15 protein-coding genes are annotated in these 15,655 nt (G+C 41.8%); 7 read left to right on the top strand and 8 right to left on the bottom strand.

Features of this window, described 5'->3' with window-relative positions:
• Nucleotides 1-11: 11 nt before the first annotated feature.
• A complete protein-coding gene (locus OO007_RS02585) occupies nucleotides 12-374 on the bottom strand; it encodes a hypothetical protein (RefSeq protein ID WP_131904465.1) in 363 nt (120 codons plus the stop codon).
• Between the two features lie 293 nt (nucleotides 375-667).
• Between OO007_RS02585 and OO007_RS02580 the strand changes: the two genes are divergently transcribed.
• Nucleotides 668-1,459, top strand: a complete 792-nt coding sequence (locus OO007_RS02580) for a hypothetical protein (RefSeq protein WP_325807629.1) — start codon at nucleotides 668-670, stop codon at nucleotides 1,457-1,459.
• Nucleotides 1,460-1,669: 210 nt separating this feature from the next.
• Here the strand turns inward: OO007_RS02580 and OO007_RS02575 are convergent, their stop codons facing one another.
• The 3 genes from OO007_RS02575 to OO007_RS02565 all read right to left on the bottom strand — a co-directional run bounded on the left by OO007_RS02575 (nucleotide 1,670) and on the right by OO007_RS02565 (nucleotide 3,605).
• Nucleotides 1,670-2,530, bottom strand: coding sequence for an arsenite methyltransferase (locus OO007_RS02575; RefSeq protein ID WP_325807628.1), 861 nt, complete (start codon nucleotides 2,528-2,530; stop codon nucleotides 1,670-1,672).
• A gap of 118 nt (nucleotides 2,531-2,648) precedes the next feature.
• Entirely contained in the window at nucleotides 2,649-2,987 is a 339-nt protein-coding gene (locus OO007_RS02570) for an ArsR/SmtB family transcription factor (protein ID WP_325807627.1), read from the bottom strand.
• Nucleotides 2,988-3,209: 222 nt separating this feature from the next.
• Nucleotides 3,210-3,605 carry a DoxX family protein gene (locus OO007_RS02565; RefSeq protein ID WP_325807626.1) on the bottom strand — a complete coding sequence of 132 codons (396 nt, stop codon included), beginning with the start codon at nucleotides 3,603-3,605 and terminating at the stop codon, nucleotides 3,210-3,212.
• A gap of 591 nt (nucleotides 3,606-4,196) precedes the next feature.
• Here OO007_RS02565 and OO007_RS02560 point away from each other — a divergent pair.
• The 5 genes from OO007_RS02560 (at nucleotide 4,197) to msrB (ending at nucleotide 9,130) form a co-directional block, all read left to right on the top strand.
• Nucleotides 4,197-5,438 carry a bifunctional alpha/beta hydrolase/OsmC family protein gene (locus OO007_RS02560; protein WP_325807625.1) on the top strand — a complete coding sequence of 414 codons (1,242 nt, stop codon included), beginning with the start codon at nucleotides 4,197-4,199 and terminating at the stop codon, nucleotides 5,436-5,438.
• Nucleotides 5,439-5,705: 267 nt separating this feature from the next.
• A complete protein-coding gene (locus OO007_RS02555) occupies nucleotides 5,706-6,059 on the top strand; it encodes a RidA family protein (protein WP_325807624.1) in 354 nt (117 codons plus the stop codon).
• Complete coding sequence (locus tag OO007_RS02550; protein ID WP_325807623.1) at nucleotides 6,059-6,607, top strand: hypothetical protein; 549 nt, start codon at nucleotides 6,059-6,061, stop codon at nucleotides 6,605-6,607. The genes OO007_RS02555 and OO007_RS02550 overlap by 1 nt, the downstream gene beginning before the upstream one ends.
• A 252-nt stretch (nucleotides 6,608-6,859) precedes the next feature.
• Nucleotides 6,860-8,581, top strand: coding sequence for a protein adenylyltransferase SelO (locus OO007_RS02545; protein ID WP_325807622.1), 1,722 nt, complete (start codon nucleotides 6,860-6,862; stop codon nucleotides 8,579-8,581).
• Between the two features lie 102 nt (nucleotides 8,582-8,683).
• Nucleotides 8,684-9,130: a peptide-methionine (R)-S-oxide reductase MsrB gene (msrB, locus tag OO007_RS02540; protein WP_325807621.1), complete on the top strand. Its 447-nt coding sequence runs from the start codon at nucleotides 8,684-8,686 to the stop codon at nucleotides 9,128-9,130.
• Nucleotides 9,131-9,265: 135 nt separating this feature from the next.
• Here the strand turns inward: msrB and OO007_RS02535 are convergent, their stop codons facing one another.
• Nucleotides 9,266-9,616 carry a hypothetical protein gene (locus OO007_RS02535; RefSeq protein ID WP_131904455.1) on the bottom strand — a complete coding sequence of 117 codons (351 nt, stop codon included), beginning with the start codon at nucleotides 9,614-9,616 and terminating at the stop codon, nucleotides 9,266-9,268.
• Nucleotides 9,617-10,235: 619 nt separating this feature from the next.
• On the opposite strand from OO007_RS02535, the gene katG reads away from it, so the two are divergent.
• Nucleotides 10,236-12,392: a catalase/peroxidase HPI gene (gene katG, locus OO007_RS02530; RefSeq protein WP_325807620.1), complete on the top strand. Its 2,157-nt coding sequence runs from the start codon at nucleotides 10,236-10,238 to the stop codon at nucleotides 12,390-12,392.
• 144 nt (nucleotides 12,393-12,536) lie between these two features.
• Here katG and OO007_RS02525 read toward each other — a convergent pair whose 3' ends face one another.
• From OO007_RS02525 to OO007_RS02515, 3 genes are all read right to left on the bottom strand, one after another.
• The gene (locus OO007_RS02525) at nucleotides 12,537-13,217 is read right to left on the bottom strand and encodes a response regulator (RefSeq protein ID WP_131904453.1); all 681 of its coding nucleotides are present in this window, start codon (nucleotides 13,215-13,217) and stop codon (nucleotides 12,537-12,539) included.
• A gap of 19 nt (nucleotides 13,218-13,236) precedes the next feature.
• Nucleotides 13,237-14,814, bottom strand: coding sequence for an ATP-binding protein (locus OO007_RS02520; RefSeq protein WP_325807619.1), 1,578 nt, complete (start codon nucleotides 14,812-14,814; stop codon nucleotides 13,237-13,239).
• 332 nt (nucleotides 14,815-15,146) lie between these two features.
• Nucleotides 15,147-15,647, bottom strand: coding sequence for a hypothetical protein (locus OO007_RS02515; protein WP_325807618.1), 501 nt, complete (start codon nucleotides 15,645-15,647; stop codon nucleotides 15,147-15,149).
• Between the last annotated feature and the right edge of the window lie 8 nt (nucleotides 15,648-15,655).

Below are 15,655 nucleotides of genomic sequence, written 5' to 3'. Positions count from 1 at the left end.
GTGTGCGAATATTATCGTTGCCTTTTGACGTGACGATAATTCAGAAAAGCGATAGCGATGCCGAATAAGGTGAATAGACCTCCAAACAGGTACCCAAACTCACCAAAGCCTTCTTTGTATAATGAGAAGCCAATAAAACCAAGACCCATGAGTAAAAAGAAAATAGGGGCGACATAGCCACCTCCCTTTTTAAAATCTTTTTGCGATGCAACGGTGCTCTTGAGTAAGGCTATCGAATCTTTTGCATTGGTCGCGCATTCATCAGAGCAAGTAATGCCGCCACCAATATCGGTGGCGCACTCTGTGCAAATGCCTTTAAGACAGCTTTTGCATACGCCAACGGCATCATGATTATGGTGGTTGTAACACTTCATTGGTTTGCCCGTTTAGGATGAGTTAAGAATCATAATAATATATGATTTTCGCTGATTTTTAAGTGTGTTGATCAGCTTTTTGAAGCTTGCATCTGCCTGATTCTACTACGCTCATTGAAGCCCTTTCCTAGACTGTTGGTAGTTTTCCATCTAATATTTGTTAGAGTGAAGTTTTTATAGAAGCTATTTTTAACAGACGTTATTTTGAATAGTTGTTTTTAAATATAGGCTATTGTCGATTGATTCTAACCGGCTCACTTTTACTCACATCATTTTAGATAAGGGATATGACTATGTTTATTCGAACACTCTGTATTCTCGGTTTAGCTGTTTCGATTTCAGCCTGTAATTTAACCGATAGAATGGCAGGGTCGGCGCAAAAAGGTCCGTTCAAAGAAGGGGCGACGGTTTATTTATACAGTCTTGATTATGAAGGGTATCGTGATGGTTACGATGAAGATGATAGACAAGTTTCCGATGATCAAGGAAGGTTTTCGTTTAAAAATGTATCAAACGGCTGGATTGAACTGAGAGTTTCTGGTCGCTATTTTAATGAATACACAGGCAGTCATAGCGATGAAGCGCTAGCTTTAGATGCGATAACAGAAAAAGACAGTTTTAACGATAAAGCGAATATCAACCTATTCACACATTTGGCCGCGGCGCGAATCTTCGAAAGGCTTCGAGACGGCAGAAGTATGTATAACGCATGGAGTAGAGCGCAAACTGACCTGAGAGAAGTCTTCGGTTTAAAACGAGTAACCGATGATATCGATCGCGGTGCTGAAGAACTAAGCGTTTTAGGTGGCGAAGGAGGCTTTAGCGAAGATAATGCAAACTTGTTGTTATTTTCAGGTGCCTTTCTAGCCATTGATGGCGATGCTACCAAGCTCTTATTATTGGCAGATGACTTTGCTGATGATGGAAGATTTAATGGTGTGGGTGAAGCTACGTTTAATGAAATAGCAGTTGCCGCAGGTGAAGCTGGGTTATTGACAAAGCTTTCCAATAACTTGAAAGCCAATGGTGCTGAAAACCCACCAGACCAAGACGATATGCCAGTATTGCCTGCTTGGGTTCAGTAATTGATCCTTACTCAGTTTATAAGAGAACAATTAAAAAGAGGCAGTTAGTAAGTCTGCCTCTTTTTATCATAGGAATAAACATTGAAAAAAGTGCCCTTATACACGCTATATTCTAGGGGCTCCTTTCAGTCGAGCTATAACTAAGCTCTGGCATAAATTCGTTATAGCGCTTTAAAAAACAAAGCGAGAACTCATTTAAGTAGGAGGGGGTTAAACTTTAACCGCCTCAATGGTTGCCGCAACCACATAATTTTCCACACCAATTCCCGGTGCCCAGTCCTGAATAAATTCCTTAGAGGAATCTTTTGGTTGTATCGCAATATCCCTAAAGCCTGCTGCTTCTAAATCATTCGTTAGATCATCAATAAGTGCGGCATTGCCCATACAGCCTGCTATTAATAGTGGGTCGTTACGCATTTCTTCTGGTAGTTCAATCGTTGCGACAACATCAGATATGGCAAGTCTGCCGCCTGTTTTTAAAATACGATACGCTTCTTTGAAGACCTGACCTTTGTCGGGTGAGAGATTGATCACGCAGTTAGAGATAATCACATCAACACTATTATCGGCAACTGGCAGGTGTTCGATTTCACCCAGGCGAAATTCAACATTGCTGAATTTACCCGTGTTGGCATTATTGCGTGCTTTGCTGATCATATCGGGTGTCATATCGATGCCGATCACGTGCCCCGTCTCGCCGACTGCGGGTGATGCCAGAAAACAATCGAAACCACCGCCAGAACCAAGGTCGACAACCGTCTCGCCAGCTTTCAGTGCGGCAATCGCCTGCGGATTACCACAACCTAGTCCCATATCAGCACCAGAAGGGACGGCATTAAGTTCAGCCTGTGAATAACCTAGGCGGGTTGAGATTAGGGTGTTTATGGCTTCATCATCGGAGGTTCCACAACAACTCGCTGCTGGTGCATCGCAATCATCTTCGGTGACTGCGTTGGCAACCTTTGCGTATTTTTCACGGACATTTTCGCGGAAAGTATTATTTTTTGCCGCAGTGTCAGGCTGTGTTTCATCACAACAGCTTGGAGCACAGCAATTTTCATTTTCACTCATGGTTTCACCTTTTGTTGTTCGTTTGATCGTTCGTTCGTTCGAGACATTATTCGATATGCTATTCAAAACATTATTGAGTAAGTTGTTCTTCAAGCGAGCCAGTTTTTATCATGGCGCTTCAAGTCATCTGTTGAATATCACTATTCACTTTAAAAAAATCGGAGAGCTGATCAAGCAGTTGCGGTTCAATCCAGCATTCGATGTTTTTACCATTGCGCCGTGACTGGATTAAGCCTGCACGGAGCAATTCTTTGAGATGATGAGAGACGGTCGAAGGCGCTATTTCTAAATCTTCGCCCAGTTCTCCCACGGTAAAACGAATCGCATCTTCGACCGAGCATATTGTTCCCGGAACACAGCAGGTCGATAGGCGTTGAAAAATAGCCAGACGATGTGGATTGCCCAAAGCTTTAAACATTTCGGCGCGTTTATGAATATCATTACTATAGTTCGACATATATCGAACTATAGTAATGAAGTATTGTATTTGTCAAATTAAATATGAATAAATGAGTCTTTTTGAATGCCATTACGAAGCGATTTTATTGAAAATGAGTTGGCGTTTTGATTATTTTAAGCAAAAAAAGAGCCAGTAAAAACTGGCCCAAAACATGGAAATGGAGATTTCTGTTATTTCATTTAATCAATGAAATAATCAATCATTTGATCAAGTGCAGACTTATTTATCTGCACTTTCTTTATTGCCCGTAAGGATAAAGTTAATTGCAACACCTAACAGTAATAACTGGAATTCAAAGCCACCCATTGGGAACTCTTCCGTCGCGACAAAAGAGAAGCGTGGGAAATGGACCATGAAGATTGCGCCAAGCATCACAGGAGCCGCTGCTAAACCAGCCAGACGTGTTACTAAATCTTTCTTTGGAAAACTTGCTACGCCTCCTACAATGGCGCCTACACCTGCTAAAACTTCTGCAATAGCAACTAACGCTAGAAGAAAAACGGGCATGCCCATCATTTCGGCAGAACCTGATAGGTTGGCAAATTTACCAGCGCCATGAAAAATAAAAGTAGCCGCAAATGGTATGCGGATAAACCAGTGTGCAAATGTGTTCATTATGTTGTTTCCTATTTAAATTTGAGTTGTCCTAATTAACGCAGAAGAATTGTGAGTAGATGCAAATCTGAATGTTTGATGACGAGCGGTGAGAGATTAGAGCAAGATATTAACCGCACGAGTATCTGTAAGAACAGGCTTGAAACGGCGATAAACGCAGGCATGATGAAATAATGTTATATTCAAAATAATGGTAAAAAAGATTGCAGAGAAAATATTATAAACAGAAGTTTATTTTCAATATTCAGGTGGGAAATGAATCCTGCAAAAACAATAAAGTGGTAATTTAGGTTAAAAACGACAATAAAAACCCTAATTAATTCCTGCTAGTGGAAAATGAGGGAGAAAGCATCGATGGTCTATTCATAGAGTGGCGATTCGGGGTAATTAATTCCCTAACATTTAAAATGAAGAAAAATGCCCCCAAAGTAGGGGGGTGGCCAGAGTTAAAAAAGAGCCTAAAAAAAAGAACCAGGAAAAGAGGAAAATAAGAAGTTAATTCGTTTATTTTTAATCATGCCTCTGCAACATGCCTCTATTAACAAAAGTCAGACGTAGTTAAAGCACAATAAAACACAACAGGAAAAACCAATGGCACGTACAAAAGTAGAATTTAAAAATAAGCAGGGTGAAACCCTTGCTGGATTATTAGAAACGCCAGATTCAAATCAACAAGCGCTACGTTATGCGATATTCGCCCATTGTTTTACGTGTAGTAAAGATGTCGCCGCCGCATCGCGGATTAGTCGCTCATTAGCAGCCAAAGGCATTGCGGTGTTTCGTTTCGATTTCACCGGACTGGGAAATAGTGATGGTGATTTTGCCAATACCAACTTCTCGTCTAATGTCGATGACTTGTTGGCTGCCGCAAAAATGCTGGAAGACGAATACCAGGCACCTAGTTTATTGATAGGGCATAGTTTAGGTGGTGCAGCCGTACTTAGTGCAGCACATCAATTACCGCTGGTTAAAGCGATTGCAACGATTGGCTCACCTGCCACGGCAGATCATGTTCAGCACCTGTTTTTAAATGCAGTGCCAGAACTGGAAGCAAAAGGTGAAGCGCGCGTAAAAATTGGTGTACAAGAATTCAATATCAAAAAGCAATTACTCGATGATTTAAACGAGAATGCTTCTTCCGATCATATTGCTAATTTGAAACGTCCTTTGCTAATTTTTCATTCGCCTGTTGATACTATCGTATCAATTGACGAAGCAGCAAAGATCTATCGCGCTGCTAAACATCCAAAGAGTTTTATATCGCTGGATAATGCGGATCACTTATTGAGTAATCGCCACGATTCGGAATACGTAGGTTTGACCCTAGCTGCATGGGCGAGTCGCTATCTGGAAATAGATTCAGCCGAGTTTGAAGCATCACAAGGAACCGCACCAAAAGTAGAGCATGGCGAAGTAGTTGTAACCGAGAAGAATAAGAAATTCTTACGTGGTTTATACAGCGATAGTCATCAATTCTTGAGCGATGAACCAATCAGCGTCGGCGGCACCAATCAAGGTCCTGCACCGTATGATTTGTTGCTCATGAGTCTGGGTTCATGTACCTCGATGACGATTCGCATGTACGCTAACTTCAAAAAACTACCACTGGATGACATCACGGTTCGTTTAAAGCATGAAAAAATTAACGCGGAAGACTGCGAGGAATGCGAAGGCCGTAAGGGTAAAGTCGACCGCATCACGCGTTTTATCAGTTTTAAAGGTGATTTAACAGACGAACAAAAACAGAAGATGATCGAAATTGCAGACAAATGCCCAGTGCATAGAACGCTGGAGAACGATCCGATTGTTTTGACTCAGATGGTTGAAGATTAATATCAATTTCAGTGAGTTAGATATTCACTGTTTATAGTGGTATCACAAAAAAAGCCCCCAAAGTAGGGGGGTGACTTTTAGTTTAAACTCCCCTACGTCAAAATATAGTTAACAATTGCACTAAACCGACTTTTTACGATTCATAATTTGTCGGTTTTAAATCAGCAAATATCTCAAGATTGCGCTACCCTTACTTTTTTATCTGACTTGCGTTTGTGTTGTTGTCTACAACACGCCGCAATGAATAATTATGGAGCATGAAAAAGAATGAGCATAGTACGTAAACAATCTACCGATAGAATGAGCAAAATCGTTATTAACAATAACAGCAATATCTATCTTTCAGGCCAGGTTGCAGATGATGTAACGGTAGGCATTCAAGAGCAAACAACAAGTTGCTTAAACAAAATTGATGCATTACTTGCAGAAGCAGGTAGCGATAAGAATCACATTTTATCAACGACCATTTTCATCAAAGACATGAAAGATTTTGTAGCGATGAATGAAATCTGGGATGCATGGGTTGCTGATGGAGAAAAACCAGCAAGAGCGTGTGTTCAGGCCTTAATGGCGCGCGAAGAAATCCTTGTAGAAATTTGTGTGACAGCTGCGGTTAAATAATGAAAGCGGCGATAAATTTAACGCTAGGTCTTGCATTGTCTTTGGGTCTTGTCGCTTGTGGAAGCGTCGAGACCAAAGGCGACGGTACAAATAACGCATCTGCTAAAAAAGAGTCGGTTGCCAATTACTATTCTGGCTATTTCTTCGATGCGGCAATCAGCGGATTGAATGTTGTTCCATTAAAGAACAAAGCATCAAAGCCAAAGATGAAAAACTACATTCGTTATGACAATGTTCGCTGGCAACTGACGGGTAAAGTAGACGGTGGAATAGTTGTTCGTGTGAGAGAAAATGCACGATCAGCAAATACCATCGGCACCATTAAAGGTAAACCTCAAGTCTCTTTCATCGCACTGGAAGGTCAGAGAAAATCTACCGTTGCGCGATTGTCAAAATCTAAAGATGTATTTGTTGATGGCTCGGGTGTTGTGTCTTCAAAAAACTACGCGACCGATAATCGTTTGCCAGCTGGAGCTTATATCATCCGTATAAAAGTTCACGGTACTGAAAACTGGGACCGAAAAGAAGTCTATATCGAAGTTAAGTGATACCCGATACAAAACCGCTAGTACTGTATTAATTCTTTTTGCATTTAACAAAACAAAAAGATCCTATCATTCAAAAACGGGAAGTGAACTTCCCGTTATAAGAGCGGGTCATCAGATAAAGCTAACTGGAAAATACACCCCCCCACTTTCAGGGCTTTTTTCAGGATGACAGCATTGCTCTATATTCAATCATCAATTGAGGCCATACTTTCGAGCAACGGTCTTTTTATTACATACGAAGAAAGGTAAAGAATGTCGAAAGTCGATTTTAATAATAGCTACGCCAAGCTACCACAGAGCTTTTACAGCAACACACATCCAGACCCTGTTGAACAACCAGGCTTGATAAAATTTAATCACGAACTGGCAGAACAACTTGGTGTGACTGGCTTGTTTGCTGATGAAGCAGAAGCGGTTGAATTCTTTTCCGGTAATAAGATTCCAGAAGGGGCAGAGCCCATTGCAATGGCCTATTCAGGGCATCAATTTGGTGGTTTTTCTCCGCAACTTGGAGATGGCCGCGCGATTTTACTGGGTGAAGTAAAAGACAAAGATGGAATTCGTCACGACATTCAACTGAAAGGTTCGGGAAAAACACCTTGGTCGCGCGGTGGCGATGGTCGTTCGGCACTGGGCCCTGTGATCCGCGAATACTTGCTCTGCGAAGCCATGCATAAACTCGGTGTGCCGACGACACGTGCACTCGCGGCTGTCACCACCGGTGAAAAAGTGATGCGTGAGATGCCGAAGCCTGGAGGAATCCTGACACGTGTTGCCACCGGTTATGTGCGCGTCGGCACGTTCCAGTATTTTGCAAGCCAAGGAAATATTGATGATTTGAAAAAACTCGCAGCGTATGAGATTGGACGTCACTACCCGCAAGCTAAGAGAGGGTTTTCTCCGGCTAATGGATCTTCTGCAGCTGATGGCTCTGAGCAAGAAGTGAAAAAGCCTTATGTTGCTTTCTTGAAAGAGGTTGTGAATGCGCAGGCTAAATTAATCGCTAAATGGATGTCACTCGGTTTCATTCATGGCGTGATGAATACCGACAATATGTCGATTGCGGGCGAAACCATTGATTATGGACCATGCGCATTTATGGATGAGTTTTCGCATAGCCGCGTATACAGTTCCATAGATCAGCAAGGTCGTTATGCGTATAAAAACCAGCCACAAATTGGTCAATGGAATTTAATTCGATTTGCCGAAACGTTACTGCCGTTATTTGCCGAATATGTCACGCCAGAACAAGGTAAACCAGAAGAAGTGGTGGTGCTGTTTGCACAGGAAGTTTTGAATGAGTATGAAGCTATCTACAAACACTATTGGCTAAATGAAATGCGTCAAAAGCTGGGTTTGCAGACCACAGAGTTTTTGTTAACCCCTGAAAAAATCATGGAACAAAAGCTTAAGAAAGCTTCAGCTGAAGGCGCTGCAAAAGCTGCTGCTGAAGGCTCTCCTCAAAGTGCTTCGGATAAGCCGGCACAAACTCCTACACAAGAAGAGATTGAAGAAAACCTTGTTGAAATAGCTAAAGCACAACAAACGAATGCAGACGATCATGCCTTAATTGCACGATTGCTGGATGTTATGCAAAGCGGTAAAGCAGATTTCACGCTGACTTTTTATCATCTCTCACAAGACCTTGAAAATTTGGACAATGCGCGTAACTTGTTTGAAAACCAAGATGATTTTGATGCGTGGGCAAAGAAGTGGTTATATCGCCTAAAGCAGGAAGACACAACAGCCGCAGAGCAACAAGCGCTGATGCAAAGTGTTAATCCGGTTTACATTCCACGTAATCATCAAGTCGAAGCAGCGATAAGAGCGGCTGAAGACAATAACGATTTTAGCGTGTTTAATGAATTGCACGAGGTGTTACAAAACCCTTTTGAGTTTCAAGAGGGCAAGGAAAACTATATGTTACCGCCGAAACCTGAAGAGGTTGTGCTGCAAACGTTCTGCGGTACCTAATGTTTAAGGTCATATTAGCAGGCGTGTTTAGCGTATAAGCTTAGGTTAGATCAGATGAATTTCTAATCTATCACAAACAGAAAAAGTTAAGAGGAAAACAGTATGTTGAACTGGAATGATGTTTTGAAATATGCCCGTGAGGGTAATTTAAAGCCGGCCAAACGAGTCGAAAAAACTGAAGAAGAATGGAAATCAGTGCTTAGCGATGAAGAGTTTCGTATCACGCGTAAACACGGTACTGAAATGCCAAACAGTTCTGATATGTGTAGCCTTTTTGAAGAGGGCCTTTACGGCTGTGTTTGCTGTGGCACTTTATTATTCGATGCGAATGAAAAGTTTGAGTCGGGTACCGGATGGCCTTCATTTACACTGCCATTAGAAGACAATGTGATTAATTATATCGAAGATAATTCGCATGGAATGAGTCGTGTAGAAACCACGTGTAGTACTTGTGATGCGCATCTCGGTCATGTCTTTCCAGATGGACCAAAGCCGAGTGGTTTACGCTATTGCATGAATGCTGTAGCACTTAAAAAGCAGTCAGCATAAAAAGTATAAAGGTAAATGTTGTAAACCGACTTTTACGGAAGCAGGGGGGAGGGCGAAATACACCCCTCCACTTTTCGGGGTTTTTTCAGTTGTCAGCTTGATGCTTAGCTAAGCAATAGTATTTACATTTAACGGTTATCTCTTTCCGCGCATAGGGCGATATTCACTCATTGTCTCTTCAAATTTATACAGGTTTTCATAACCTAATAAAGCCAGCAATGCCTTTTGATGCTGTTCTCTAATATTTCGGTGTATCTCACGAATTTGTTCGCTCTGCTCACGCAATGTTTTCATTTCTTGCTGATGGCTTTCCAGTAACATTTTTAACTGTTGCGCCTTGGAATCTTCTAATTGCAAACTAGAAACAACTTGATCAATATCGGGTTGTCTGGGGCCTTTTTTATTTTCTGTTCCATCCGATATATCGGCATAAACAGAGGTTGTCGCGAGTAACGCGATTAAACACATGGATATGATGGGCTTCATGTTTCTACTCCTTATATTTATTTGATGTTGAGAAAAGATATTGATCGATAAATGAGTAATAAATGTGAAAATAATAAGGAAAAAGAAATACGGTTTTACTGAAAAATAACTCGCTTCCACAACTTATCTCCAAGTATCTGCCCCTTTAATTGCCTGTTAAGTCGTAAACCATTTATTTTTATTGGTGATTTAATTTGTGCTTAATCCCTTTTTCTAGAAATAAAAGACTCTCTTATCAACACAAAAAATAGAATGCTAATTATCTGCTCATTTATTCATGAAAATGAGGTCTATGACAACTACGTTTCAAAAGCTTCTTAGTTCATTTTTAAAATAATAAATAGATTATTAATCAGTGGTTTGGTGGTTATTTCTTGTTGTGTTGATGGCTCGATCGACACTGTATCCAGCACGCTTTTCTTAGTGCGAATTAAAGGCTCCAAATACGTTGTTTTAGTGATGTGTTAATCTATTTTTTACAATTATATTTATACATCGATAGCTAAAAACTATCGTTATCATGCAGAAATACTGTTTTACAGTGCGTATTAAATATTCAACTATGTAACCCACGTTGTTAATAAAACAACTTTTTAATTCAAGGAACAGGAGACGTAAAATGTCACAAGGTAAATGTCCCGTAATGCACGGTGGCGCAACAGAAACAAGTAATTCTATTATGGAATGGTGGCCAAAAGCCCTAAACCTGGACATCCTACACCAGCACGATAAAAAGACGAATCCAATGGGTGCTGATTTCGATTACCGCGAAGCAGTGAAAAGTCTTGATGTCGAAGCACTGAAGAAAGATATGCATGCACTAATGACAGATAGTCAGGCATGGTGGCCAGCAGATTGGGGTCACTATGGTGGACTAATGATTCGTATGTCCTGGCATGCGGCAGGTACTTATCGTATTTCTGACGGTCGTGGTGGAGCATCAACCGGCAACCAGCGTTTCGCACCATTAAACTCCTGGCCTGACAATGTAAATCTGGATAAAGCACGTCGTATCCTTTGGCCTATCAAAAAGAAATACGGCAATAAATTGAGCTGGGCAGATTTAATCGCTTACGCGGGCACTATTGCTTATGAATCTATGGGCTTGAAGACCTTTGGTTTTGCTTTTGGACGTGAAGATATCTGGCATCCAGAAAAAGATATTTACTGGGGTTCTGAAAAAGAATGGTTAGCGCCAAGCGGCAGTGAAGGTTCTCGTTATTCTGGTGAACGCGATTTAGAGAATCCATTGGCGGCAGTAATGATGGGACTCATCTACGTAAATCCTGAAGGTGTAGATGGCAACCCAGATCCATTAAAAACGGCTCACGATGTACGCGTTACATTCGAACGTATGGCAATGAATGATGAAGAAACAGTCGCGTTAACCGCCGGTGGTCACACAGTCGGTAAATGTCACGGTAATGGTGATGCTGAGATACTAGGAGAGTCACCAGAAGGTGCAGAACTAGAAGATCAGGGCTTTGGTTGGTTGAATAAGACCAAGCGCGGTATTGGTCGTGACACTGTCTCTAGCGGTATCGAAGGTGCATGGACGACAAATCCTACGCAGTGGGATAACGGCTACTTCCAACTATTGCTTAACTACGAATGGGAACTAAAGAAAAGCCCGGCAGGTGCATGGCAGTGGGAACCGATCAATATTAAAGAAGAAGATAAGCCGGTTGATGTTGAAGATATGTCAACACGTCATAACCCAATCATGACTGATGCTGACATGGCGATGAAGATGGACCCTGAGTATCGTAAAATCTCAGAAAAATTCTACAACGACCCTGCTTATTTCTCAGAAGTGTTTGCCCGCGCCTGGTTTAAATTAACTCATCGTGACCTAGGTCCAAAAGATCGTTATATCGGTCCAGATGTACCTCAAGAAGAATTGATTTGGCAAGACCCTGTTCCTGCAGGCAGCACTAACTACGATGTTGAAGCGGTTAAAGCGAAAATCGCAGCCAGTGGTTTGAGTGTTAGCGAGATGGTTTCGACCGCATGGTATAGCGCGAGAACTTTCCGTGGCTCAGACAACCGTGGTGGCGCTAACGGTGCTCGTATCAGGCTTGATCCACAAAAAGACTGGGAAGGTAATGAGCCAGCACGCTTAGCCAAGGTACTGTCTGTTTTAGAAGGTATTGCGGCAGAAAGTGGCGCAAGTATTGCTGATGTGATCGTGCTTGCAGGTAACGTAGGTGTTGAACAGTCTGCCAAAGCGGCGGGTGTTGATGTAACCGTACCTTTCGCAGCTGGGCGTGGTGATGCGACAGCTGAAATGACCGATGTCGATGCGTTTGATGTTTTAGAACCTATCCACGATGGTTACCGTAACTGGTTGAAAGCCGATTATGTGGTTAACGCTGAAGAGCTGATGCTCGATCGCACTCAGTTGATGGGCTTAACTGCTCCTGAAATGACTGTACTTGTGGGTGGCATGCGCGTTATCGGTACCAACCATGGTGATAGCAAGCACGGTGTGTTCACAGATCGTGAAGGCGCGTTGACCAATGATTTCTTCGTTAACCTCACGGATATGAATTACTCATGGATTCCTACAGGTAGCAACTCGTATGAGATTCGCGATCGTGCCACTGATACAGCGAAGTGGACGGCAACACGTGTAGATCTTGTGTTCGGTTCTAATTCAATCCTTCGTTCGTACGCTGAAGTTTATGCGCAAGATGACAACAAAGAAAAGTTTGTGAATGACTTTGTTGCAGCATGGACCAAGGTAATGAATGCGGATCGTTATGATCTAGCCTGATTTTAGCTACAGAAATCCCCACACCATGTTCATCGTGGTGTGGGGATTTTTTTTGTCAAAAATAAATTGATTTCTATCAGCTTGTAGCCGTATCTTAAAAAATGTCGCTATAAGTAGGGGGGTGGCTAAGATGGTAATCAGAGATTAATGCGGTTTTTGATAACGGTAACCCACGCCATAAACGGAATGAATAATTTCTTCTTCAATCGCTAACGCAGTGAGTTTTTTTCGTAGCTTTTTAATATGGCTATCAACCGTTCTATCAGTGACTATTCTGTCATCGTTATAGGCTTTAGACATTAATTGATCGCGCGAAAAGATCTGTCCCGGATGCTGATACATCACCTGAAATAATTTGAATTCAACAGCGGTTAAATCAACTTTAAGGTTTTCATAAATAATCTGATAGCTTTTGTCATTGAGTGTTAACTGGCCTTTCGTATTGTGCTCCAGAGTATCGGTACGTCTGAACACAGATTTAATGCGGGCAACTACTTCACGCGGGCTAAACGGCTTGCAAATATAATCATCCGCGCCCAGTTCCAAACCGATTAAGCGATCAATCTCTTCAACCTTCGCGGTGATCATAATAATCGGGTTATTAGACTGTCGTCGGAAGTCGCGACAAATGCTGATGCCATCAACTTCTGGCAGCATTAAATCTAACAGAATCATTCTGGGCTCATTATTCTCAAGCCATTCTTGTGCTTCGCGGCCGTTATGAATCATTTTGGTTTCAAAACCCGCCTCGGTACAATAATCTCTGAGTAATTCAGCGATTTTGATTTCATCTTCAACGATTAAAATTGGCAGTTTTTCAGACATGTTTGATCTTCTTGAAAAGTTAATGACGATTTATAGGGAATGTTATTACAAACGAAATACCACCTAGCGGAGAGTGTTTCGCTTCGATGTTACCATCGTGAGCCGCCACAATGTTCTGGGCAATTGATAAGCCTAAACCAGAGCCGCCTGCATTTCTGTTTCGGGAAGCTTCAACACGATAAAGACGTTCGAATAATCGCCCTAGCTCTTCATCGCTGACACCTGGCTCAGAATCAGACCATTCTATTATGACACTGTCGGCTTGTTTTTTAATGTTAATTTCTAGCTGTCCAGACGTACAGGTATAGTGCTGGCTGTTGTTTGCCAGATTCGCAAATAGCTGCTCCAGTCTTTGGCCATCACCATCAATCTCGATATTTTCATTTGAACTGTTAAAAGTAACGCTGATGTTCTTTTCATCAAACTGGTGCTGATGCTGGGTAATAATATCTTCCACCAGTTCTACAATGTTCAAGGTTTCTTTGTGGTAGCTCAATGCGCCAAGGTCTGATAACGATAGCTCATTCAAATCGCTGATCAACCGGCTTAGGCGCAACACTTCCTGATGCAAAGAATCGATGGATGATGGCGTTAGTTCACGAACCTTATCCTGTATCGCTTCTATTTCGCCTTTTAACACGGTGACTGGTGTTCTTAGTTCGTGTGAAATATCCGAAATCCAGCGTCTTCTGGAAGAGCGGTTTTCTTCGAGTGTCTCGCCCAGAATATTCAGTTTTTTACTCAGCTGCCCTAATTCGTCCTGGCTTTTATCTATGCTTTGGCAACGGTAGTCGCCAGATGTTAATAAACCAGCCTGATCGCCGATTTTATTGATACGCGAACGTAAGTAAGCGGCAAATAAACCGGCTCCGATTAATACGATAGCCAATGCCCATAGCGAAATTTTAATGAATGCTTGATTTTGGTGTTGTACAAACTGTTGATCTAATTCATCAGTAATTTCATTAAATGGTTCAGAGCGAATATATCCCACCACTTTGCCACTAAATTTTAGTGGTTTTAAGGTAGCGTTTTCCGATGCCTGTGTTCCACCCACCAGGAATGATTTATTGGCATCCAATAGAGCCATCGACTTTGGCGGTGGCTTCGTTGCTCCTCTGCTCACTGATCTAGGTTGTTCTGAGCGAAACTCATTGTCCTCGATGAATAATGGAGGAGGGTTTCCAATAGCTTCAAGATGTTTTTTACGCGGAGGAGGTGGAAATTTTCCCGGAGGGGGGCGCCTGCCTTCGGGGCGTTCTGCAGGACCTTCACTTTCTTTTGCCCTTTTTCCTATGATATTAACATCAAGTACTGGTTGTGCTTCTTCTTTACGAACATTGATATCACGTGATTGATAAAAAGAACGTTCCCAAAGTCTCCTGTTTCCTTTTATAAAATCCCAGTTTCCGTGTTTATGGTATTGCCTTAATAAAACCACGGAGAAACTATCTGATCGACGTTCTTCAACATCGTTTAAATACGCCAAAAAGCCGGATTTGACACTTTGATTGGAAAGAAAGATCGCCAGAATTAACACTATCCCGGTAATACAGACGATCGTTAATACCAATTTATGCCAAAGCTTAAAAGTCACGCTAATTCGTCCACGTTGTCTGCTGGTATCTTGGCAGAAAAGCTATCGGTAAAAGTAACTGGGTAGAAGAGCGTGTGATGTGTAGCGAGAGTGTCATTGGTTAAGATTAGCATTGGTTAAGAGTAGCATGTTACGGTTTATTGTTGTTTTACAAAGCACGATAACTGCGTTTTGGATCAAGAGGTTTACTTGAATTGTTGTCTAGGGACCTGTCCGCTTTTTCTAGTTGTATCTAGATGTAAACAGGAGGCCCCTAAAACAAGTTAATTATTCTTTAGTGCGATATTGTTAGTGCGTATTTAGTTAGTGCATAAGTCGTTGTTGGATTTGGCTTAATACTTGCCCATTTCGAGCGTTGTAGTCGCAGTCACCTGATCATCAGTAATCGCTTTAATGGTGACATAATAAGCATGCCCTTTTCCGCCAGAACATGGTGGCATATAAGCACCCGCGGTATCCCAACCTGGACTACGTTGCGCTTCAATCACTTTAAAGGTAGATGGAATATCAAACGAATGACCCGGAATGGAAGGAATCTCCACTTCTGTAACAGCAGTAGCCAGTGTGTAACTCATTCTTCCATGACCACCATTATTCATCTTTTCAGAGTCACGATCGCTGTACTCTAAAACGATAGAGCTAGTGTCAGCAGGTATTTTACTGATAATCAATTTTGGTGTTGTCGGGCTCTTACCGCCAAACTTCTGGCATTGTTGACCGTCAGGAACTTTAACCCCGTCCCATGTAGCATCCGCAAATTTTGCTTCAAATGCAAAAACGTTACTGCTAAATGCTGTTAAAAATAATGATGCTATAACTACTTTAGTATTCATCTTTCTTG

Source organism: Cocleimonas sp. KMM 6892, assembly GCF_035798195.1.
Classification (GTDB): Bacteria; Pseudomonadota; Gammaproteobacteria; order Thiotrichales; family Thiotrichaceae; genus Cocleimonas; species Cocleimonas flava.
The sequence above is the reverse complement of the archived record's forward strand: the minus strand, read 5'-3'. Positions and strand labels throughout refer to the sequence as shown.